21 protein-coding genes and 1 pseudogene are annotated in these 22,978 nt (G+C 41.8%); 10 read left to right on the plus strand and 12 right to left on the minus strand.

Features of this window, described 5'->3' with window-relative positions; genetic code table 11:
- Nucleotides 1-479 precede the first annotated feature (479 nt).
- Nucleotides 480-1,364 carry a hypothetical protein gene (locus V7L20_RS20880; RefSeq protein WP_334745915.1) on the plus strand — a complete coding sequence of 295 codons (885 nt, stop codon included), beginning with the start codon at nt 480-482 and terminating at the stop codon, nt 1,362-1,364.
- A 214-nt stretch (nt 1,365-1,578) separates the two neighbouring features.
- Here the strand turns inward: V7L20_RS20880 and V7L20_RS20885 are convergent, their stop codons facing one another.
- Both V7L20_RS20885 and V7L20_RS20890 read right to left on the minus strand, forming a co-directional pair.
- Complete coding sequence (locus V7L20_RS20885) at nt 1,579-1,845, minus strand: hypothetical protein (protein ID WP_334745916.1); 267 nt, start codon at nt 1,843-1,845, stop codon at nt 1,579-1,581.
- Between the two features lie 211 nt (nt 1,846-2,056).
- Nucleotides 2,057-3,181, minus strand: coding sequence for a THUMP domain-containing class I SAM-dependent RNA methyltransferase (locus V7L20_RS20890; RefSeq protein WP_334745917.1), 1,125 nt, complete (start codon nt 3,179-3,181; stop codon nt 2,057-2,059).
- 305 nt (nt 3,182-3,486) lie between these two features.
- Here V7L20_RS20890 and V7L20_RS20895 point away from each other — a divergent pair, with 305 nt between their 5' ends.
- Nucleotides 3,487-4,887 carry a hypothetical protein gene (locus V7L20_RS20895; protein WP_334745918.1) on the plus strand — a complete coding sequence of 467 codons (1,401 nt, stop codon included), beginning with the start codon at nt 3,487-3,489 and terminating at the stop codon, nt 4,885-4,887.
- A gap of 221 nt (nt 4,888-5,108) precedes the next feature.
- Here V7L20_RS20895 and V7L20_RS20900 read toward each other — a convergent pair whose 3' ends face one another.
- Complete coding sequence (locus V7L20_RS20900; RefSeq protein WP_334746034.1) at nt 5,109-6,005, minus strand: UTP--glucose-1-phosphate uridylyltransferase; 897 nt, start codon at nt 6,003-6,005, stop codon at nt 5,109-5,111.
- 10 nt (nt 6,006-6,015) lie between these two features.
- On the minus strand, nt 6,016-7,197 hold the full coding sequence (gene hemW / locus V7L20_RS20905) for a radical SAM family heme chaperone HemW (protein ID WP_334745919.1): 1,182 nt from the start codon (nt 7,195-7,197) through the stop codon (nt 6,016-6,018).
- A 250-nt stretch (nt 7,198-7,447) separates the two neighbouring features.
- On the opposite strand from hemW, the gene V7L20_RS20910 reads away from it, so the two are divergent.
- The gene (locus tag V7L20_RS20910) at nt 7,448-8,524 is read left to right on the plus strand and encodes a PIN/TRAM domain-containing protein (protein ID WP_334745920.1); all 1,077 of its coding nucleotides are present in this window, start codon (nt 7,448-7,450) and stop codon (nt 8,522-8,524) included.
- A gap of 63 nt (nt 8,525-8,587) precedes the next feature.
- On the opposite strand, the gene V7L20_RS20915 is transcribed toward V7L20_RS20910, so the two are convergent.
- Complete coding sequence (locus tag V7L20_RS20915) at nt 8,588-9,406, minus strand: Rpn family recombination-promoting nuclease/putative transposase (protein ID WP_334745921.1); 819 nt, start codon at nt 9,404-9,406, stop codon at nt 8,588-8,590.
- Between the two features lie 211 nt (nt 9,407-9,617).
- On the opposite strand from V7L20_RS20915, the gene V7L20_RS20920 reads away from it, so the two are divergent.
- The gene (locus tag V7L20_RS20920) at nt 9,618-10,094 is read left to right on the plus strand and encodes a hypothetical protein (RefSeq protein ID WP_334745922.1); all 477 of its coding nucleotides are present in this window, start codon (nt 9,618-9,620) and stop codon (nt 10,092-10,094) included.
- A 122-nt stretch (nt 10,095-10,216) separates the two neighbouring features.
- Here the strand turns inward: V7L20_RS20920 and gloA2 are convergent, their stop codons facing one another.
- Together gloA2 and V7L20_RS20930 are read right to left on the minus strand one after the other, a co-directional pair.
- On the minus strand, nt 10,217-10,603 hold the full coding sequence (gloA2, locus tag V7L20_RS20925) for an SMU1112c/YaeR family gloxylase I-like metalloprotein (RefSeq protein WP_334745923.1): 387 nt from the start codon (nt 10,601-10,603) through the stop codon (nt 10,217-10,219).
- 199 nt (nt 10,604-10,802) lie between these two features.
- Complete coding sequence (locus V7L20_RS20930; RefSeq protein WP_334745924.1) at nt 10,803-11,375, minus strand: pentapeptide repeat-containing protein; 573 nt, start codon at nt 11,373-11,375, stop codon at nt 10,803-10,805.
- Nucleotides 11,376-11,543: 168 nt separating this feature from the next.
- Here V7L20_RS20930 and V7L20_RS20935 point away from each other — a divergent pair, with 168 nt between their 5' ends.
- On the plus strand, nt 11,544-11,702 hold the full coding sequence (locus V7L20_RS20935) for a DUF433 domain-containing protein (RefSeq protein ID WP_334745925.1): 159 nt from the start codon (nt 11,544-11,546) through the stop codon (nt 11,700-11,702).
- A 48-nt stretch (nt 11,703-11,750) separates the two neighbouring features.
- Here the strand turns inward: V7L20_RS20935 and V7L20_RS20940 are convergent, their stop codons facing one another.
- The 4 genes and pseudogenes from V7L20_RS20940 to V7L20_RS20955 form a co-directional block, all read right to left on the minus strand.
- Nucleotides 11,751-12,449 carry a hypothetical protein gene (locus tag V7L20_RS20940; protein ID WP_334745926.1) on the minus strand — a complete coding sequence of 233 codons (699 nt, stop codon included), beginning with the start codon at nt 12,447-12,449 and terminating at the stop codon, nt 11,751-11,753.
- A 29-nt stretch (nt 12,450-12,478) separates the two neighbouring features.
- Nucleotides 12,479-12,690: pseudogene (locus V7L20_RS20945) on the minus strand (hypothetical protein); the annotation flags it as partial.
- A gap of 328 nt (nt 12,691-13,018) precedes the next feature.
- Nucleotides 13,019-14,299 carry a vWA domain-containing protein gene (locus tag V7L20_RS20950; protein WP_334745927.1) on the minus strand — a complete coding sequence of 427 codons (1,281 nt, stop codon included), beginning with the start codon at nt 14,297-14,299 and terminating at the stop codon, nt 13,019-13,021.
- A 12-nt stretch (nt 14,300-14,311) separates the two neighbouring features.
- Nucleotides 14,312-15,568 carry a vWA domain-containing protein gene (locus V7L20_RS20955; RefSeq protein WP_334745928.1) on the minus strand — a complete coding sequence of 419 codons (1,257 nt, stop codon included), beginning with the start codon at nt 15,566-15,568 and terminating at the stop codon, nt 14,312-14,314.
- A 240-nt stretch (nt 15,569-15,808) separates the two neighbouring features.
- Between V7L20_RS20955 and V7L20_RS20960 the strand changes: the two genes are divergently transcribed.
- The 3 genes from V7L20_RS20960 to V7L20_RS20970 all read left to right on the plus strand — a co-directional run bounded on the left by V7L20_RS20960 (nt 15,809) and on the right by V7L20_RS20970 (nt 18,287).
- Complete coding sequence (locus tag V7L20_RS20960; RefSeq protein ID WP_334745929.1) at nt 15,809-16,471, plus strand: ATP-dependent Clp protease proteolytic subunit; 663 nt, start codon at nt 15,809-15,811, stop codon at nt 16,469-16,471.
- Between the two features lie 247 nt (nt 16,472-16,718).
- Entirely contained in the window at nt 16,719-17,330 is a 612-nt protein-coding gene (locus V7L20_RS20965; RefSeq protein ID WP_334745930.1) for an ATP-dependent Clp protease proteolytic subunit, read from the plus strand.
- 330 nt (nt 17,331-17,660) lie between these two features.
- Nucleotides 17,661-18,287 carry a J domain-containing protein gene (locus V7L20_RS20970; RefSeq protein WP_334745931.1) on the plus strand — a complete coding sequence of 209 codons (627 nt, stop codon included), beginning with the start codon at nt 17,661-17,663 and terminating at the stop codon, nt 18,285-18,287.
- A gap of 80 nt (nt 18,288-18,367) precedes the next feature.
- On the opposite strand, the gene V7L20_RS20975 is transcribed toward V7L20_RS20970, so the two are convergent.
- Nucleotides 18,368-19,570 carry an aminotransferase-like domain-containing protein gene (locus tag V7L20_RS20975; protein WP_334745932.1) on the minus strand — a complete coding sequence of 401 codons (1,203 nt, stop codon included), beginning with the start codon at nt 19,568-19,570 and terminating at the stop codon, nt 18,368-18,370.
- 249 nt (nt 19,571-19,819) lie between these two features.
- Between V7L20_RS20975 and V7L20_RS20980 the strand changes: the two genes are divergently transcribed.
- Nucleotides 19,820-20,611, plus strand: a complete 792-nt coding sequence (locus V7L20_RS20980; protein WP_334745933.1) for a basic amino acid ABC transporter substrate-binding protein — start codon at nt 19,820-19,822, stop codon at nt 20,609-20,611.
- A gap of 237 nt (nt 20,612-20,848) precedes the next feature.
- Complete coding sequence (locus V7L20_RS20985) at nt 20,849-22,855, plus strand: serine/threonine phosphatase (protein WP_334745934.1); 2,007 nt, start codon at nt 20,849-20,851, stop codon at nt 22,853-22,855.
- The last annotated feature ends 123 nt before the right edge of the window (nt 22,856-22,978 follow it).

Here is a 22,978-nt window from a genome sequence, read left to right on the forward strand (position 1 = left end):
ACTCTTCCAGATGATTTAAAGCAAACACTGAATGCTTAAGCAAAACGTTTGAATAAGTCTCTAGAGGAAGTTGTATTGCAAGGACTATCACAACAATTAACAACTTAATTTCAGTCTAAATTTATACAGCAAACAGATGTATATCTGCTTTTATAACTAATTGGCTTCCTGAGTGTAGATAGTCCTGATTTTGCATAGAAATGACTTCTATATTGGACAAGCCCTAATATCTTTTTTAGTCAATACATTAAGTGCATTTATAAAAGCTTGATCTAACTTTTGAACAGATTTAGCAGCTTGTGAAAGTAATACGAATTATTTAGCCCTCGGTATTTTTATTCTTATTTGTACCCCCTGAACGTTTACAATTAATTTAATCGCAACCTAACTAGTGCGTCACACACTTAAACAGGTGCGATATTGCATATAAACTCTCCACTCACTGGGAAGATTAATTAAATGACAACAGAATTACAGTAATGATGAACAAAATCAAATATTTTTCCATCTTATTTTTATCTATCATTTTGATGGACGGAGCGACTATAAATTTTTCTGCCCAGGCTGCTGTAAGTAAAGTTTTAGTAACGGCTCAAAATGAATCTCTTAACAAATCAGATATTGATAAAGTTATCGCTTTTTACGAATGGGCATTTTCAGCAAAATTCACTAGCGAACAGCGCAATGAATATCAGTCAATAAAATTAAATGAGTTTCGCAAAGACCCAGATGAAACCAGAAAAAGCATTGACAATTTAATTTCCAATTATACACAAGCTCTTGCTAAGAATGAAGAAGAACAAAGCCGGATTCGGCAGGCATTTAACGGAGAATATGTAGGGCAATTGCGAAATTTACCGAATGATGCAGAAGCTAAACTTTTGCTGTCTGTTTACGATAGCGCGCACGCAAGCGAAACTGCTTCAAATAATACTGATGATTCATCTGGTAGCGTTGGAGAGATTTCGTCACTAGTTGGAAAATGGGTTTGGACGCATACCGGAAACAGTGCTATAAGTACAAGTGGTACATATATCGGCTCAAACGGTTCGCGTTTCACTTATCAATTTCTGCCGAATGGAACGGTCGAATTTACGGGAATAATGAACGTAATGAACGGCAGCTGCAACCAGCAAATTTTCCAATCTCGAAAAGGAAAAGTCCGTCTGAGCGGCAGTACAATGACAATTAACTGGTCTCCAGCAACTTTCACTCGTGACTTTTCGTGCGATAGAGCGAATAACTACACGAAAACTTTGCCTGCCGAAAACGAAACTTATCAGGTGAAATTCAAAACCGATCTAGGTCAGAAACAGCTTTGTCTGATAAGCAAGGACGAAACCTGTTTCAGCCCGACAAATTAGGCCAAATAACAAAGCCAGCTTTATTCGTTTACTCAAATAGCTAGATTGTCAATTTCAGAAAGGCGATCGCGAAATAGCCATGTGGATTCTAATATCAAGCCCCACCTAGATGCTTTCGAGGTAGGGCTTTTATTTTTATGTCTGGAGTCGATATGCAATCATGTATTAAGCGCGATGGCGTACACGCCCGCCGTAGGCGATCGCAGTAGAGAATTTATCCGATTGTTAAAGCTGGTTCTTTACAGAAGTTAAATAGGGCTGACTCACTTTCTGATTCATCTTCAAATACAGCAGAGATGTACCATTCACAGGGCGAACCATTCGTATATTCAGCCCAAGCAATTGTTGCTGTTTCACCTGATGGAATCCCTGATTCACCCAAGTTAAATGAGGCCCACTCTTCATCATCGAGAGATACCCACAACTCTATAATTGCCAATTCAGTTTTATTGGTAACGGTAAAGGTGAATTGGTCTGACATAAATAGCCTTGCCTTTTAACGATAAATAAATTGCAGATTGTCAGTCACTGATTATACTGCCACTTTTTTCAAAAGTTGTCATACTAGTACCAATTTATTCTATTGGGACGCATTGACATTGCAGGGGGATGCATTGGTATTGCAAAGGGATGCATTGGCATTGCAATACAATGGCAAATTTAATTTGCTACGAATTAATGAAATGCTGTACTTAGTACAGTTCATATTTCATTAACTGACAGGGCAGCGTTCCGTTGTACACTGCAATCCGTTGGGATGATTTTAGTCCAATTGATTGAGACAGTTCCTTGTTGCCACTCAGGACAAATGCAGTCCAGCCTTTGAAGCGTTGTTTGAGCACATCGCCCAAAAGTTTATAGAATGCCCCTAGATTGCTATCTCGCCCCAGCCGTTCGCCATAAGGTGGATTGCAGAATAAAATCCCACTGTCTGCGGGGGCGACAATATCAGCAAGCTCCATTTGAGAAAACCATACATGATTATCAACGCCGCAGTTTTGAGCATTGTTAATCGCTTGTTCGATTATATTTTCATCGCGATCGCTTCCCCAAATAGGTGCAGCCAGGTTATCAAGTTGGCTGTCCTTAGCTTCTTGAAGCAGTTTTTCTAAAAGGGATAAGTCAAAATCGAGCCAAGTTTCAAATCCAAAGCACTCACGAAACAGCCCTGGTGCTATGTTCAGTGCCTTTAAGCTAGCTTCTAGGGGTAAAGTGCCAGACCCACAGAGAGGATCGTAGAACATCTGGTCTGGTTGCCAACCCGAAAGTTGAATCAGCGCAGCAGCTAGAGATTCCTTGAGAGGGGCCGATCCAACCGCAGGACGGTAGCCTCTACGGTGCAGACTATTTCCAGAACTGTCGAGTTTAACGGTACAACTATCGCGTTCAATATGAACATTGATCCGCACATCTGGGTCATGAAGCTCTACATTTGAACGCTCACCCAAATTTTCTTGCTGTTGGTCAACGATCGCATTTTTGACTTGGAGAGATGTGAAGTGGCTGTGGTTGAGGCGATCATTTTTGCCTGTGACATTCACCGCTAGCGTCATGTCTGGCGTGAGATAGTTTTGCCAATCGATAGTCTGGATGCCGCGATAGAGATCCTTGGCATCAAAGCATGTAAACTCATGGATATTTACCAAGATTCGGAACGGTAGCCTAGCCCAGAGGTTGACGCGATAAAGCAGGGTGCGATCGCCCTCAAAGGCTACACCGCAAAACCCAGGCTCCACTGAATGAGCGCCCAGCTGCTCTAACTCCTGAGCCGCGAGGGTTTCTAATCCACGAGCAACCGTTGCAAAATACTGATTCATCCGTTAATCCAAAGCATTGTTTTCACTGCTGACCCATTGACGCACTTTAACTTAACTCATATCTTGTCAGATTCTCTGTTAAGTCTGCGATTATAATCTTTTAAGTAACTCACCATAATAAGCCCCAGATAAAGAAAATCAAGCCGGAGTAAGAACACCACAGTAAATATTTGTGGTAAAAGATTATTATTTCTTCATTTTAAGTACTATCTTAAATTCAATTAACCCTGATAACATCAAGCTGAATTAGTGTTCAAGCACTTTGCAATACAACCCATTAATTAAAATAGTCAGAGGAATAAACAATGACTTTCGTATCTGATATTGTTCTGCTAAAAGACTTAACATCTTCATCAGATAAAGATTTGGCCCGGGTAAAAGCCGTACTTCCTGCGACGGTAAATCGGTTAACCAACCCGAAGTTAGCAAGTATCTTTGGCAATAACCTGAAATTTGGTATTGCCTCCTTCAAGGATAAGCCAATACCGCCTTTTGGAGGTTACGCTGACTATGTATATAAACCAGAAGTCGCTTTAACAAATAATGTAACAACAATCAAAGACAAAATCTTTGACCTTGAAGCTTTTGGTGGTAATGATAGCTCCGAATCACAATTAGACGCACTTTTGTACACAGCTTTAAATAGCGGTGGCAGTCTCGGTTACAGAGTCGGTTCATTTCGTGTTGTTATAATAGCTACCGATAGTATTTATCACGTTGCAGGCGATCGGGCAGCAATTCGTCCAAGTGATACTATTGCCAATAATGGAGATGGTGTAATTGATCCTAATGAAGATTATCCAGAAATTGGACAAGTAAAAGCTGCGCTAGAAGCAAATAACATTATTCCAATTTTTCTAACTAAGAGTGATGTTGCACTCGATTACGAGACACTAGTTACCCAGCTTGGTCGAGGTGGTGTAGTGACTCTTGATTCTAAAAGTGAGAATTTTGCTGATGCCATAAAAGAGGCAGTTGCTCGAGCCAGAAATGTGATAAGTACTGATGTTGTTACGACAAATGGAAACGATACCTTTAGTTGGGGGAATTTTTCGGCTGGCAATAAGGTTATTTTTGCTAAGGACGGTGATGATAATATTTCGCTTTCAGGTGTTATTGGTAATCATTACATTGATGGGGGAGCAGGTTCTGACATCCTTATTGGTGGAAATGGTGCAGACAGAATAGATGGAGGTAGTGGTGACGACAACCTTGTAGGGGGCAAGGGTAATGATATTCTTTTTGGCAGTAGTGGAAAAGATATTCTGATCGGGAATAAAGGCAACGATTACCTACAGGGAGATAGTGGAGACGACTTCCTAAAAGGAGGCGCTGGTTCAGATAAGTTTGCATTTGCAACAGGATCAAAGTTTGATATTAAGGAACTCGGAGTTGATATTATTGATGACTTCAATCCTACGCAAGACAAGATTCAACTATCTAAATCTACCTTTACCGCTCTAAGTAACTCAGTCTTCCCAACTAAATTAAATTCCGCAGACTTTGCTACAGTGACGAACGATACTTTAGCAGCAAGTAGTACTGCGGTGATTGTTTACAATAGCGCAAATGGTAGTCTCTTTTATAACCCCAATGGTTCGGCAGATGATTTTGCTGATATAAATTCTGGGGGGGGTAAATTTATACAATTGGGTGCTAGCTTCTTCCCGACTCTAACTACCGCTAGTTTTGAGGTAGTTTTGTGATTGATTTAGCTTAATTTTCAACTTTACACAAGAGACTTCCAAGGAATAAAGGAAGGAAGGAAAAGTGAGATGCTTGCAGACAAATGAATTGAACTGAGACTAATCTATATTTTACAGCTTATGTGAGTTGAAGGCTGAAGCAACGTAATCTCGTTGATAAGGCTAAAGTTTACAATTGAAGCTAAGGCTGAAACCTCTGATATTGCTTGAGATTTTTTAATTCACATAAGGCGTATTTTTCTAAAATCAATCATTGTCTGGCGATAAGCATCTGGCAAACCTGTATCAAAACATTTGCCTTTAACAACATATCCTGTCATTCTCTCTTCCTGACGCAATCTATCAAGACAAGATGTTAACTGAAATTCGCCTCGTTCTCGGAAATTTTGGTTGATGTGTTCTGCTAAAAAGTCAAAAATTTTTGGCGTTAGTAAATACATACCAAATATACATAAAAACTCATTTTCTACCATTCCCTGTACACGCAAATGTTGTTGTGCATATTCAATGCTAGGTTTTTCATAGAGTTGTGTAACTTCCAAAATCGAGTTTAACTCTTGCCAAACTCCTGTTACACACCCAGATATATGAAGAAGTTCTGCTGGCTTTGTAGTTAAACTCATAACGCTTTGATTAACTTGTTCATAAACATCTAAAAGTTGACTAGCACAAGATTTCTCAATATCAGATGTATAAATGTGGTCGCCCAACATTAGCAAAAACGGCTCATCTTGCACCCAATCTTTGGCACAAAATACCGCATGACCATAGCCTAATTGCTCCTCTTGTAATAATATGGTAATTTTGCTACCTAAATCTTCCAAATATCGGCTATATTCTTGATTTTGCGGTGAAAGTTTCTTTAAAAGTTCTTTTTTAGGTGGTTTTTTGAATAAATCTTCAAATATTTCTTTATCATCCGGCTGTACCACAATCCCCACTTCTGTAATTCCAGCACTAATTGCCTCTTCAATAATTGCTAAAATTACAGGTTTTGCTCTACCATCTTGATCAATAATCGGAAAAAGTTCTTTTTTCACAACTTTAGTAGCTGGAAACAACCGAGTCCCAAAACCAGCTACCGGAATCACAGCTTTTCTAACTTTATTTTTTTGCATAAGCAGTTTATCACCCCAACTTTTCAAACAATTTTGCTAACACCACATTAGAAAACAAAAACCCTTGGGGATCAATCAAACGCAACCTTCCCTCTGCAACTTCCACCCAACCTTTCTCAAAATACCTTTGCAAATACCAGCAAATCTCCTCCACCTTCTCTTCCCCAAACGCCTTTGCCAACGCTGCCAAACTCACACCCTCCGCTAAACGCAACCCCAACATTAACGTTTCTAACAATACTTCCTTTGGGGGAGTCACATCACAATCAATCACACTACCAGCTTCTACCCACTGGTAATACTCCCTAGTTTTACGGGGACGAGTGAAGCGTTTCTTGTTAATATAACTCGCCGCACCCATACCAAAGCCGTAGTAAGGGCGGTTTTCCCAATACACTCGATTATGCCGACACTGATGACCAGGTTGAGCATAATTGGAAATTTCATAATGTTCATAACCTGCACTAGTCAAAATTTGCTGCCCCATCTGGTACATTTTGACTGTGGCTTCATCTGTGGGCAAAGGAGTATCGCCAGGTTTGTAGTAACGCCCAAATGCTGTACCTGGTTCGATGGTAAGATCGTAGATGGAAATATGAGTGGGTACAAGAGCTACCGCTTTTTCTAAAGAATCTTGCCATTGATCCAAAGACTGATGCGGCAACCCAGAAATTAGGTCTAAGCTAAATTCGGGAATCTCGACTTGGTGGATTAGTTCCACGGCTGCAAAAATATCTTCAACTGAGTGCGATCGCCCCGCCCTTTGCAATAATTCTGATTGAAAGGCTTGTACACCTAAACTTACCCGGTTCACACCGACATTGCGATAGCCTGCTATATGGGCCAAATCAAAGGTGGCTGGGTCAATTTCCATAGAAATTTCTGCCCCAGACGCAATACCAAAATGCTTCTCTAGCTCTGTTACTATCTGTTGTAACTGCTCTATTGATAGCAGCGAAGGAGTACCACCACCAAAAAAAATTGTCTTCAGGAGTTGACCAAATGCAGGTGTAATGGCAATTTCTTTACATAACACCTCAACATATTGGGAGATGGTACCAGATGTTTCGCCCCGCAAGCGATCGCCCACAACAGACACCGGAAAATCACAATAAAAACACCGCCGTCTGCAAAAGGGAATATGCACATACGCAGAACTCGCAACTTCAGAAATACTAAATTTTTGACTCATTTTGCGAAAATATTAAGTTAAGCCAACTGCAAATTAGAGACAATGAAAATAAATAGTTTATTTACAAGTTTTTGTCGTTTTACAACGAAATAATGAAAAATATGAAGATAAAAGCCTTTAGTTATAATAATTGCAGATATTGCCCTACTAAACTTTTAGTGTAAGTCAATATTGATGAGTTTATCTTACCGATGAAATAAAAAATACTTAACTTTATCGGTTACCACAGTTGCAGGAAAACAAGACAACCATGCTTGACGCCATTATTATTTTTTCATTCATCCTGGCAGCGTCGGGAATAGGGTTCTACAGCATTGAACTACTACCCAATGGCACACTAGATCAGGTTACAAATCTTGAAGCTTTACGCTTAGTTGTTGCCGTCTTTGCCGCTATTATTGGTGGTGCGATTGGGCTGAGTTTCCAGACAACATATCGTCGCCTAGAATCACAAGTCAAAGAAATGCCTCTGGAAGTGATCTTAACTCGTGCGATCGGCTTAGTGATTGGGCTATTACTAGCTAACCTCATGCTAGCCCCACTATTTCTGCTACCCATCCCGGCGGACTTTGGATTTATTAAGCCACTGGTGGCAGTTGTCGGCAGTATTATCCTCTCCGTCACTGGCATGAATTTGGCAGATACCCACGGACGAGGCTTATTGCGTTTCATTAACCCCAACACTGTCGAATCAATGGTAGTGGAAGGAACATTAAAACCAGCCAATACCAAAGTTTTAGATACCAGCTGCATTATTGATGGTCGCATTGAAACGTTACTAGAAACAGGGTTTTTAGAAGGACAAATTATTGTACCGCAGTTTGTCTTGCAAGAACTTCAACAAGTAGCGGATGCTAGTAAAGACCAAAAGCGGGTGCGGGGAAGACGAGGACTAGAAATTCTCAACCGCATTAAAGAAGAATATCCCGATCGCATCTTGATTAATGCAGTTGACTACGAAGATATTCCCACAGTTGATGCCAAATTAGTGCGCTTTGCTCAAGAAATTAGCGGTACATTACTAACCAACGACTACAACTTGTCTAAAGTCGCCAGTGTTCAGAAAGTCCCTGTTTTAAATGTAAATGATTTAGTGAACGCCGTCCGTCCTAGTTATTTACCAGGCGACAACCTTGATTTGAAAATTCTCAAGGAAGGCAAAGAACCCAGTCAAGGTATTGGCTACCTAGATGACGGCACAATGGTAGTCGTTGAAGAAGGTAGTAGTTATGTGGGTGGTGAACTGCGAGTAGTAGTCACCAGTGCTTTGCAAACCACCGCAGGAAGAATGATTTTTGCCAAACCCCAAGCTTCAGCATTAGCGTGAAACAATGGGATGTTTAATTCGAGTCACACTTACTAATCGGTGCAGTCAACCTGCACCGATTATTTATTGATTAAACTCACCAGACTCACTTGCCTGCAAATACTGTAACTGTTCAATTGATAACCCTGTGACTGCGCCAATCTGTTCTAATGGCATACCAGTATTAAATAGATTTCTTGCAACTTCAAGTAAAGCTTCAGCCTTGCCTTCAGCCTTGCCTTCAGCCTTGCCTTCAGCCTTGCCTTCAGCCTTGCCTTCTTCTAAAATATCTTGATAAATCACTGACTCGCGCATAATATCTGACCTCAAAACTCGTCTGATAACCTCTTTGTCTAATACTAAACCAGCTAAAATCGCCGTGGAAGCAGCAATATTACTTTGATTTCTTGATTCTGTCATAGTTGTAATTTCCCGTGCAACTTGGTTAAGCACGGCTTCTGGATCAATTGTATTACTTAAAACTGCAAAGGGTAACAGTCCAGCCGTTCTCAGAAATACTTCAGTTGGTTGTTCCCAAAGTCTGATAACTGAAAATTCATGGCTTGTCCCAGCAATTGTAAATGTATTTTGTTGCACCAAATCTGAATTTGTCTGCTTTAGGTAAATCACAACTTGATGCATTGCTTTATCTGGAAAGCGGCGATATACTCGCAACCGATAGTCAATCATCCGAAAAGGAATTTCAGGATCAGCTTGGGTTTGAAATTCCAAATGTAAAATGTTTTGCTCCGACTGTAGCAGAATTAGAGCATCAGCCCTAATAGGTTCGAGAGATAATTCTTTTGGACTGAGTTCGGTTAATGTAATAGGTTCGCCTAATAACCAACTGGCAAAGTCGCTGGAGAAATTTTCAGCTAAAAATTTACAGATATTGTCAAACATTTTAAAATTTTAACAAATAGCTCACCTATTTGCTATTTATCCGAAATTCTTTAATCAAAACATCTATTTATTCTAATTTTTATAAATATTTGATAGTAAATTATCTGGATCTTTACAGAAAGTATTTTTTCCTTGCAATCGTAATTAAAAATTAATTAGACTGTTGTTATAAGTTATTAAAATTCTAAGTATGATGAAGCGCATTTGCACTATGATTAATATTTTTACAATAACTTCATTATCTGCTTTTGTATTTGCTAACGCCACTACTTTATTGCTCGTGCAGACAGTCACAGCTAAACCAGTACAGACAAAAAAACAAGTCAATCAACCGATACCATTTAACTCAAAAGTACGAATATATCCTGCAAATAATAGCCTACCAGCAAGTCGCTTGATTACGATTGAACGTGTTCTCAAAAAGTCTAGTAAGATGCACATAACAGAAGCAAAACTTACAACATACGAGGAATTTGCAGCCCAAACAGGAGAGTACAAATCATCGATTTCTAACAACCGAATGGTGTGGATAGTGACTGGTTTTGTCCAAGGTGAGTTGAGAATGTCTAAGGGTAGAAGTGTCTGTACTGATAACGCTAAACTTGTAGAAGTAATGGATGCAGAAACTGGCGATTCTTTTGGTAGAAGTATTTACTGTCCCCCAAATAACCAGATAAATTTTATCTAGTAAAGTTGACTTAGAATCAAAAAAAACTGGGAACATCTCACTTTTGTAAAAACACGCCTGCCCTGGCTAATGGAATTCGCTGCTATACAGACAAAACCCACCTTCGTGGGTTTCAAATAATTTTAAAGCTCATAAATTTCTAATGGTAAATTGTCTGGGTCTTTAAAGAAAGTAAATTTTTTATTTGTAATTTCATCAACTCTGATATTTTCTACTTCCACTCCTTTCGATTTTAAATAAAAAACAGTTTCCTCAACATCATCAACTTTAAAAGCAATATGCCTTAAACCACAAGCCTCTGGTTTACTAGGCCGTTCTGGAGTATTTGGGAAAGAAAAGAGTTCTATTTGAGTATTTTCTCCAACTCGTAAATCTAATTTATAAGAATTTCTTTCGACGCGAAAAGTCTCTTGAATAATCGGAAATCCTAAAACTTCTACATAGAATTTTTTGGAGCGATCGTAGTTAGAACAAATAATAGCTACATGATGAATACCACTAATTTTCATTGGCGTTTTGCTTGTTTTATTACAATTATTAAGAGTCTGAGTTTATAACTCGCTTCAAAGCCTTATTTATAAGGTTTTGCGGCAGCCATTACTTCGTACCTTTCTTGCGTAGAATAGGCTAAAAAAATCCGTTTTGGCACAGTGGCCCCATGTGCACCATCAAAGATCGCCCTCCTAACACTTCCCCTTTGTGCCGTGGTTATTTCTTAAGTCCAATTGCTCCCTGTATGTATGTATCCGTCAGGTCAGTACCCGTCAGGTTTGCACCGCTCAGGTTGGCACCGTGCAGGTTGGCACCACTTAGGTTGGCACCGCGCAGGTCGGCACCCTTGAGGTTAGCACCCTTGAGGTTAGCACCACCCAGGGAAGTACCTCGCAGGTCGGCACCACTTAGATCAGCACCCTCTAAATTAGCGTTTAGTGTTGCACCGCCCAGTCGGGCATTGTTGAGTCGGGCATGGTTGAAGTTGACACCGCTTAGGTATGCACCGCTCAAGTTGGTACGGATGAGGTAAGCACCGCTAAGGTTTGCACTTTCACCTAAGAACAGGAGGTAGCCCAAGCTGGCACCGCTCAGGTTGGCTTCGCTCAAGTTGGTACGGCTCAGATTAGCATTGACCAGATAGGCGCTACTCAGGTTAGCACCACTGAGATTGGCACCGCTTAAATTAGCATTAACCAGATAGGCGCTACTCAGCCTGGCATCGCTCAAGTCACAATTTGGACATTTGTTAGCAATTCGCAACCAAAGAGCTTCCCTACCTCCATTCATTTGAGTTACTGTCCATCCCAGCCAAAAGATCGACCAACCCCAACACAATAATTTTCCAAATTTGTCCAACTTAGCTCCTTTACCGCGAATCTAATAGTATTCGCTGTCGCGGTGGCTGTACTTAGCTTATAACGCAATATTCACACCAAGCAACCTGCGCCTAATTGCATGAATGGACAACCCTCTATTCGTAATCTTCGCCTTACCGTTCGTCGGGTTATTGAGTTATTGGTTGTCTACCCTAATCGAGAAGAACTGCGCCAGGAGTTTCCCAAATTAGAAGATGAAGATATTCAGCAAGCCTTAATTTTTGCATCGTCCAAGTAGGACGATCGCATCATTAAACTACCTAACTGTTATGAAACTGTTGCCCCGTCAGGGATTACTACTCTCTGCGACAGCATACTTGTGCCAAATAGCTTCGATTTCATACCGATTAGGCTTTGGTGACTGCATCTTTCTTTCCATGACTTCTGCCATTCCTAGCATCATCCAAGTAAGGCTTGGCCATTCCATAGAAATTACTAAATCTTCCCATAAAAAGAGTATTGGTGATGTTTCCTGTTGTTTTTCATTACCGACTACAACGTATAAGCCATTCTCCGTGCTAGAAATGGGAAACAAGCGTGAAGAAAAATTATTACTATTCAGGAGAGAAGCTAGAACTTTTTGCTGGCTATTATTTGTTTTTCTTGATATCTGTAATTTGTGTTCGTCTTTCTTTAACCAAGAGGCTATAGAGCGATATATATTAATTGCTTCTTCTAATGAGAAAAAATCGTCATCTTCCAATGGAAATTTAAATTGAAAATAATTGTCAAAGGAATCCCAATTTTTGTTGGGGTTGACACCAATAGGCAAACAACTATTACCCCTTTGGTATAGTTCACAAAGTTCTAATGGTAAATGAAACGGATAATTTTGAGTAAGTTCTTGGATCTGCTCAAAACTTAATCTTGAAGGATAATCTGGATTATAACCGCCGCAAACACTCCAATATTCAAGACAGCTTATATAACCACTCTGTTCTGCAAGGATTGCAATCTTATCAATAACAGAGTTTATTGTTGACATTCTACATTTCCAAACAAAATCAATTTTTACTATTCCTGCAAAACGGTTTTTGATACAATCCTTGTTTTCTTCAAGTCTGCTTCCGAAAGTTCTTCCCCAGCTTGCAGGCGAGTGGCGGAAGTTTGCAATACTGTCACTGCACCTTTATCTCAATTTGTAAGGCGGTTTTAGCAGCTGTTTGTAGCATTGTAGCTGCACCAGTGCGATCGCCTTGTTGTAATTTCGCCTCGGCTAACTGAGTTTAACAATACTAAGACTTACGCACAGGTAACAGAAAACGTACACGCAAAGCGGCTTCCCGCAGGGTACCACAGAGGACGCAGAGGTCACGGAGAAATGAGAGTTTGAGAGGGTTTTTGCGTAAGTCCTAAATACTTTGCTGAGTTCGCTAGAAAATTTTTGGAGTACAATCGTATATCATCAACACAAATTTAACTTAAATTTATATTGAATAAGCAAAAAGGCTTATTGCTTTCTCAAAACTTCATATTCAATAAGCAAAAAGGCATATTGCTTACTCAAAATGACATTTTACTTTCTCAAACCCCAGTTTGCTTGTTTAATTTTTACTATTCCTGTAAAACCGTCTTTGACACAATTCTAGTTTTCTTGAGGTCTGCTTCGGAAAGTTCTTCTCCAGCTTGCAGGCGAGTGGCTGAGGTTTGCAATACTGTCGCCGCCCCTTTATCTCCTACTTGTAAAGCGGTTTTAGCTGCTGTTTGCAACATCGTTGCTGCACCAGTGCGATCGCCTTGTTGCAATTTCGCTTCGGCTAACTGGGTTTGGCGATACTTCGCTAATGTTAAAATAGATTGCTGTACTTGGGGATTAGAATCTGGTTGATACGTCCGCACTACATCTGCATACACTGGCACCAGGGGCGAAAGTAAACCTTGTTCGTTAACCAACGGGTTATCATAACGGATTTGTAGATGGGCGATCGCTTGCTTCCCTTCCGGCAATTGTCCCAGATAAATGTTCGCCAAAACTACCCGTTCTACATCCTGCATCAAATCTCCCAAACGCACAGCAAAGCTACCATCAGTTTCGGCTTCCACTGCTAACTCGATTGTGTCTGGGGCAACTTGAGCAATGGGTTTCAATTCTGCTAGTCTGACATTGGGCACTAAAGATAACAGTAAGTAAGCATTAGTTAGCCCAATAGATTGAATCCGTCCAAAGAGTCGGCTAAATTGCTCCACAGCTTGTTCAGGACGTTCAATATAGGCTAAAGTCCCACCACCGACATCGGCAATGTTTTCTAGTATATCTTGATTCCAGCTATTGCCAAATCCGAAAGTGTTGATAGTTAGGTTTAGCTTGGCAGCCTTTTGCGCCAGTTTGAGACAGCGTTTGTTATCATCTCGCCCAATATCCCATTTCCAAATTCGCAAACTGCTTTCACCATGTCCATCTGTGAGCAGAAACGCCTGGGAAACAGCGCCCCTTGTACCCTTCATCAGTTCTGTAATTCCCAGTTCCAAACCATCAGCGATCGCAGTACCGCCGCTAGCAGTCAGTTTGCTTTTTATTTGAGATTTGATGCTTTCGGGGTCTTTGATGGCTTGGTTGGGGATAATGACTTCCGCAGAACCGGAAAAAGCCACAACTGAGATGCGATCGCCTACTTTCAACCGATCAATTAATCCTTCCACCGCCTGAATCACCGTTTTAATTGGTTGTCCATGCATGGAACCACTTCTATCCAAAATCAAGCAGAGATTAAGGGGGAGATTTTGGTCAGACTCACCAGCGATAGCAAAAATCGTTATTGCTAGCTGACGTTGGCTACTTGTTTGAGCCAGATCAACATTATTGTCATTTAACGCCGAGAGCAATTTAACTTTCATCTAAACCTGAGTTTACTGAGGAGGGGTATCTTGCAAAACTGTTTTGGAGACAATTCTGGTTTTCTTGCGATCACTTTGGGATAAATCTCCACCAGATTGTAGCTGGGTGGCAGAAGTTTGCAATACCGTCGCTGCACTACTATCTCCCATTTGCAGTGCAGTTTTAGCAGCCGTTTGTAACATTGTCGCCGCACCAGAGCGATCGCCTTGTTGCAATTTCGTTTCAGCTAGCTGGGTTTGGCGATACTTAGCTAATGCTAAAATAGAGTGTTGCACCTGGGGATTCGGGTCTGCTTGGTAATTTTTCACTACATGGACGTAAACAGGGATATTTGGTGTAACTAAACCTACCTTGTTAACGGCTGGGTCATCGTAGCGGACTTGCACATGAGCGATCGCTTGTTCACCTGTTGGCAATTGTCCCAAATAAATATTAGCTAAGATTACTCGTTGTGCATCTTTCATTAAATCTCCCAACCGCACAGCGAAACGTCCATCAGCTTCTTGTTGCAGTGGTAACTCAATTGTGTCTGGGGAAACTTGAGCCACAGGTTTAAGTTCTGCTAGCCGGACATTGGGCATCAGGGAGAATAACAGATAAGCATTAGTCAATCCTACAGTTTGAATACGGCTAAACAGGCGATTAAATTCTTCGACCGCCTGTTCAGGTTTTTGAATATAAGATAAAGTACCTAAGCCAGCATCAGCAATTTTTTCTAAAACATCTTGGTTCCAATTGTCACCAAATCCCAAAGTATTTAAAGTCAAATTATAGCTAGCAGCCAATTGAGCTAATTTTAAACAGCGATTATTATCACCATGTTCATTTTCACCGTCGGTTAATAAGAAGGCTTGGGAAACAGTATCTTTTTTACCCTTTGCCAACTCCTCAATTCCCAAGCGCAGTCCTTCATCAATTGCAGTTCCACCATCGGCGGCGAGGCGGTTGATTTGCTGTTTGATTTTCTCTGGATCTTCGATACTTTGACTGGGTACTAAGACTTTGGCACGGTGATCGAAAACTACCACACTCAGGCGATCGCCAAGATTGAGTCTATCTACCAAACGATTCGCTGCTTTTTTCACCGTTTCTAGCGATCGCCCGTTCATCGAACCACTATGATCGAGAATTAAGCATAAATTCAGAGGTACATGGCGGTCTTGAGTCTGGGCGATCGCCGAAATCGAAATTCCCAACTGACGTTGACTGTTCAGTTGATTTGCGTCCAAATTACCATCATTCAAGGCAGGCTGCAAACTAACCTTCATAACTTCAAGTCCCTATTCAGGATATACATATTAATAAATAACTTCAAAGCACTACTTTAACTCTACGGAAAACTTATTATCCAACTAAATACACTAATATAATCAGAATATCTTAGAAGCCAAGCATTGGCAGATGCGAAGCCGCCTTCAGCATTAGGGAGAAATCCGCACCTTGAGGTAAGCGTGCATCGCGCTAGGATGTATTACAGTTAACGGCATAGTTTCAGGCGATCAGTTGCTATGGACATTTCCCCAATTAAGGCTGTTCAAGCCCCATATTACGGCGATAACTTTTACCGGACACCACCGCCAGATTTACCTTCCCTCTTATTAAAGGAGCGAATTGTCTATATTGGGATGCCACTGGTACCTGCTGTCACGGAATTAATCGTAGCCGAATTGCTGTTTTTGCAATCCGACGACCCGGAAAAACCGATTAAAATCTATATCAACTCCACCGGCACTTCCGGTTACAGTGGCGACCCCATTGGCTTTGAAACCGAAGCCTTCGCCATCTATGACACCATGAGATATATTAAGCCTCCGATCCATACCATCTGCGTCGGTTCCGCGATGGGTATGTCAGCAATGCTCCTCAGTGCTGGTACAAAAGGTTGCCGTGCTAGTTTGCCTCACTCCTCAATTATCCTGCATCAGCCTAAGAGCTACGCCCAAGGTCAAGCAACGGATATTCAAATTCGCGCCAGGGAAGTTTTGGTAAATAAAGGGGCATTAGTTGATATCTTACATAACACCACTGGACAGCCCCCAGAAAAAATTACTAAAGACATGGATCGCTTGTTATATTTGACACCCTATGAAGCGAAGGAATACGGTTTAATTGACCGAGTTTTTGAGAAAGAAGAACTTGCCAATCCCCCACTCCCTGCCAGTGTCCTTTAATTTATCCTTTGTTATTTGTCATTCGTCCTTTGTTAATAACCAAAAATTATTAATGCTCAATGACCAATGACTAATACTTCGGCTCCCTTCCCTACGGGACGCTACGCGAAGGACTGCGCCCTTCGGCTCCTTTCGACTTCGCTCAAGGCAAGACGCTCAGGACAAGCTCAGGGCAAGTCGCAGTTCGACTACGCTCACCGTAAACTCAGTACAAGTGACCAATGACTAATTAAGAACGGAGTAAATTATGCCTATAGGTGTTCCTAAAGTTCCTTACCGGATGCCCGGAGGACAATATACAGACTGGATTAGCATCTACGATCGCCTTTACCGGGAACGGATTATTTTCTTGGGACGAGATATTGATGATGAAATCGCCAATCAAATTATCGCTGTAATGCTGTATCTGGACTCAGATGATCCAGGTAAAGATATTTATTTATACATCAATTCTCCAGGTGGGATGGTTACATCTGGCATGGCTATTTTTGACACCATGCAACATATAAAATCAGATGTAGTGACTATTTGTGTAGGTTTAGCTGCTTCAATGGGTTCTTTCCTGCTAGCGGCTGGTACTAAAGGCAAACGGCTAGCATTGCCTCACTCACGGATTATGATTCACCAACCTTCAGGTGGCACCCGTGGACAAGCAACCGATATCGAAATTGAAGCTAGAGAGATTCTGCGGATTCGTCACCAGCTCAATGGCATTTATGCCGATAAAACCGGTCAGACTATAGAAAAGATTGAAAAAGATATGGATCGTGACTTTTTTATGTCTGCCGAAGAAGCAAAGCAATACGGTTTAATTGACCGTGTGATTGAAGAACGAACTTCTGTTGTAATAGGGGAGTAGGAAGACAGGGGGCACACAGGGGCAGGGAGCAGGGGGGACAAGGGGACAAGAAGAATAACCAATACTTCGACTCCTTTGGACTTACTTCAACTATGCTCAGTACAAGTTGCTCAAGGCAAGTCGCGGTTCCTGAGCGTCTTGCCTTGAGCGAAGTCGAAAGGAGTCGAAGGGCAGTACAAGTGCCCAATGCTCAATGCCCAATGCCCTTTTATGAACAAACTGTCAATATTGAACTTAAAAATAGCAAATTAACCCTTATTATTAATAGTTTAGGCGTGAAGCAGATAGCTGATAGCCTCTTGCTGGATATTCGATAGCTCATAGCTCAAGATGGATCTTGGAGATTGCTACCGTTTACTAGGTTTGAGATCGGGAGCTTCTTTTGCTGACATCAAAGCGTCTTACCGACGATTGGCGCAGCAATATCATCCCGATATCAACCCAGACGACAACAAAGCCAAAGATAAGTTTATTGCGTTGACAGAGGCGTACAAACTCCTGATAACGGTGGTACTGCCAGAGGAAACTGTGGCACATTCAACTCAGGTGTCAACATCTGGTATGCGTGATGAGGCAAAAGCAACGCATAGGCAGAAAACATCGGCAACAAAGGTGACAAGCCAAGAACCAGGGAAACCAAAGCCGCCTAATGTGTTGGAAATAGAAGAACGGCTGAAGTGGAAGACCTATGATCAATTGCAGCGATTTTTGCAAGAAAGACGATTTTTGCAAGCGATCGCCCTGGCGGAAGCTTTAGCAGATCGTTTGTCAACAGATGCAGAAGTCCGTCAATGGCTAGCGATCGCCTATCAAATTTGGGGACGGGCGCTAATTTCCCAAAACCAGCTGCTCAAAGCCAGAATTTATCTCAAAAAAGCTTTGAAGACAGACCCTCATAATAAAAGTCTCTGGTATGAAGTGCAGCGCGATTTCCAACGATTAGAACAAATTTTTTAAAGCGTAAGTCCGATTTGATTATCTTCAATCCAAAATCCAAAATCGTTCGACTGAGCGTAGCCGAAGTTTAAAATCCAAAATTAGTCTCGCCATCCGCGCAAGACTGCTCCTAATGTCGCTATTCCCTCAACAATCTTCTGTGTTGGCTGAAAGCTAAAAGCTAACCTAATCGCATCATCCCCCTGTCCATTGGTGTAGCAGCGAGTCCCTGGCAGAAAACTGACGCCGTGTTCACTCGCAGCGATTAGGAGTGCTTTGGCGCTAATATCTGACGGCAATTTACACCAAACGAAGAAGCCGCCATCGGGACGCAAAGCAACTATATCAGTGGGAAACTCTTGAGCGATCGCTTCTAACAACAAATTGCACTTATGCTTGTAGCAAGCAATTAACTCTTGAATGTGATTATCTAGTTTGCCTGTGGCACAATAACGGGCGACCACATGACTAACAAATGGCCCCACAGGTCCCTCACTTTTGAACATTGCCAGCCGCTCAATAATTGCTGGATCGCCACAAGCCCATCCCAACCTGATACCAGGCGCAATAATTTTCGAGAAGGTACTTACATATAATACCCACCCCTCTTGGTCGAGGGTTGCCAGGGCGGGCACAGTTTCTCCTTGGAAGCGCAAATCGCTATAAGCATCGTCTTCTACTACCACCACGCCATATTCAGCCGCTAATGCTACCAGTTTTTGACGGCGAAATAAGGGCATAGTAGTGCCTGTGGGATTGTGAAAAGTGGGGATGGTGTAAATAAACCGGGGTCGGATGCCCTGCTTCTTCAAGTCGCTCAATGTTACTTCTAGGGCATCTACATCCATCCCCAACTCATCCACAGGAATGGTAATTATACGTGCGCCAGCGTGGACAAATCTAACAACTACTCCCATGAAGGTTGGGCCTTCTACAATTACCACATCACCAGGTTCGACAAACACATCTGGTAGCAAGCCGAGAATCTGACCAGAACCATAGCCAACGATCAGGCGATCGCGATCGGTAGTGATTCCTTTAGCTTGCAAGCGGAGGATAATTTGCTCGTATAGTTGAGCTGAAGGTGGGCCGTAATTGAGAGCGAGCGGAGCCTCTTGTGCCAGCACAGCAGCACTTGCAGCAGCCAAGTGAGCATGAGGAAAAAGAATTGGGTCAGCTAGACCGTAGGTAAAGCTGACAGTGGTGATTTTGGTTAACTCTGTACCGTAGGTTGGTGGTGCGATGTTTCTAGCTCGTTCGGCGAACAAATCAGCAATTCGGTAAGCAGGGGTAGTGGCAGCCATAAGAAGTTCAAAATTGGAATTCAGAATAGAGAACACACAAGAAGACAATTAGCGAAAAGTCAGATTCGAGGAAGCCTTAAATCTGTTAGCGCAGCGTCGGAACGAGCATCACTTTTCAAGAGAGTGGGTATTAAACTTTCGTTAGTCGCTCAGAATTCATGGTAGATTCTGGCTGCTGACGGATGTATTCTTCCTTATAACATGATGACAAGTATCGTGAATATTGACTGATAGAATGGAATTACTACAGTGAAATTAATTAACCTCAAGTGGCAGCAGCTAATTTTAAGCTTAGGCTGTCTGCTACTGATAATTGCCTGTAAAAGTTTCTATCCCATTACTAACCCAGATGCTAAACTTCTCAAGGTTGCTACAGACCCTACCTTTATCCCTTTTGAAATCCAAAGGGCTAGCGGGAACTTGGAAGGTTTTGATATTGATTTGATGAATGCGCTCGCTAAGGTAGCAGGTTTTGCAGTCCAGTTTGAAAGTCTGCCCTTTGATGGCATGATCTCAACTTTGCAAGCGAAAAGAGTCGATGCAGCAATTAGCGGAATCACCATTACCGCCGAACGCCTGAAAACAATTGGTTTTTCACGACCTTATTTTAAAGCCGGACTAGCGATCGCTGTTTGCCAAGACAATCAAAATATTAAAGACTTCAATAGTCTCAAAGGTAAAAAGATCGCTGTACAAATTGGTTCTACTGGGGCAGATTTTGCCAAAACCATCCCTAACGCCAAAATTAGTACTTTTAGTTCTGGCCCAGAATTTTTTCAAGACTTGCTCAATGGCAATGTTGACGCTGTAGTTAGCGATGCTTTCGCAACTTTGTATGCGATTAAAAATGGCAAACTCCAAGGCATCAAAGTTGTTGCCGACCTGCTCACCCAAGAATACTACGGGATTGCTACACCTAAAGACTCCCCCCATTTGGATGTAATTAACAAAGGTATAGCGACTTTGTTATCAAATGGCACTTACAAGCAAATTTATCTAAAATGGTTTAACGTTGACCCTCCACAATTGCCAGATTCTTGACAATAGGGCATTGGGCATTGCTTCTTTCTCTTTCATCCCCACTCCCCCATTTATAAGCAATTGACTGCGAATATATTAAATATTACTCTAATATGCGTCACAATTAATACTGCCACCAAAATTCATTGATAAACTACAATCTCTTGTAGGTCTACTGTAGTCAGGGACAGCCAATTGTGGCACCTTGGATCTTAGTGGCTAGAAGCACCTTGGAGCAGGAATAAAGGAACTTCCACTATGCTGATTTGCCCTCAGTGTAAATTTGAAAACCCCAATAGCAATAAATTCTGTCAAAGCTGTGGCACATCCCTGACTCACAAGGTTTGTCCTGAATGCAGTACCGATGATGTACCTGTGAATGCACTACGTTGTCATAACTGTGGCACGGAATGTGGAACAGTATTTTGGGCAATTATTGCTAAAGAAACGACTGCGAAAGCTTTGGAAGTAGAGGAGAATGTGGCAGAAAAGGGAGATGAGGGAGATGAAGAAAATGAGGGAGCAATATCTTCTTCATCTCCTCTATCTGTTAGTTCTCAGATTGGATTAGGCTCCTATTTAGACTCTCAACAGCGCTATCAATTGTTAGATCCGCTACCTGCCCAAAGGGAAACTGCCACTATTACTGATGTAGGTATCAGAGTTCTAGACTGCCAGCCGTATCAAATATCACCCATTGAGGCAATACTAGCAAGTCAACAATCGGATTTGCTAATGCCATCAATAGAAGCAAGTAGAATTCCTTACCTTGCTAAACTTTATATTGCATTACAATGCCAAGGTCAGCCGGGGATACCGCCGATTCACGATGCATGGCAGCAGGGAAATATGCAGATAGTCATAATCGAAGACCGCTCACATTGGCAGTTTTTACTCGATTTATGGCAAGAAGAAACAACGAGTTCGTTAAAAATTTTACACTGGTGTTATGAAATGACCCAACTTTGGGCATTATTAGAACCAGTAGGTTGTCGTCAAAGCCTTTTAGATTTGTCGAACTTGCGATTGGATGAAGACCAAACGCTGGCGCTACAAAGGTTGTATTTGGAATCATCCAATTCTTTGCCTGTCACTGAGTCGCCAGAAGATGCCGAAGCCGAAATATCTGCTATTCCAGAGCAACCGTTAACCATTCAGGCTTTGGGGCGGGTTTGGCAAGCGCTATTTAGGCAATCTCAACGCACTCAATTTGGCGCTGTAGTGCAGATGTTGGGGGATTTAGAGGTAGGTAAAATTCAGACGATCGCACAATTGCGATCGCGTTTGAAAGAAATCTCTATTGAACTAGAAGCACTAGGAACCACAACCTTACCCCCAATAAAGGAGAAAAATACTGCTGTGCCCATTATCCCCCAATCAGATGAGTCAGAAAAATCAGAAAGCAAAATTGATGATATGCCAACTGTTGTGCTGGCGATGCAGTTAAGTAGCTTAGAAGATGCAGGACGCACAGATGTAGGGCGTCAACGTCATCATAACGAAGACTACTTTGGCATTGAAACCAAAATTCAAAAGCTGGAATCGCCTAAAAGTCGAGTTCTGCAAGGGCATGGTTTGTATATTCTCTGTGATGGTATGGGTGGACACGCTGGCGGCGAAATAGCTAGTGAGTTAGGAGTCAACACCCTACGGCAATACTTTCAAGAACACTGGATTACCAACCAACTGCCAACGGAAGATAGCATTCGGGAGGCAGTGTTTTTAGCTAATGAGGCGATTTACAAGCTCAATCAACAAGATGCCCGTTCTGGAGTTGGGCGCATGGGTACAACTTTGGTAATGCTGTTAATTCAAGATACTCAAGCAGCAGTTGCTCATGTGGGAGATAGCCGTCTCTATCGCCTGACGCGTAAGCAGGGACTAGAACAAGTCACAGTAGATCACGAAGTTGGGCAACGGGAAATTAATCGAGGAGTGGAAGCAAGCATAGCTTACGCCCGTCCAGACGCTTACCAACTTACCCAAGCCTTGGGGCCTCGTGACAAAAACTCGATTAATCCCGACGTCGGCTTTTTCGACATCAATGAAGATACTCTTCTGCTGTTGGCATCGGACGGTTTATCAGATAATGATTTAATAGAAACCCATTGGCAGACTCACTTAGAACCGTTACTTAGTTCTTCTGGCGTTAACTTAGAACGGGGTGTTACAGAATTAATTGATTTGGCAAATCAACACAACGGTCACGACAATATTACTGGTATACTTATTCGGGCAAAAGTGCGCCCAAATCTGGAAAGTTAATCATAAATGGGCATGGGGCATGGGGCATGGGGCATGGATAATAAAAAGAAATAATCACCAATTCCCAATAGACACATAGGCAAATTAACTTCGATGCCTTATAAATCAAGGATTAAAACCTAA

It is taken from the genome of Nostoc sp., assembly GCF_036916735.1.
In the GTDB taxonomy this organism is placed as follows: domain Bacteria; phylum Cyanobacteriota; class Cyanobacteriia; order Cyanobacteriales; family Nostocaceae; genus Nostoc.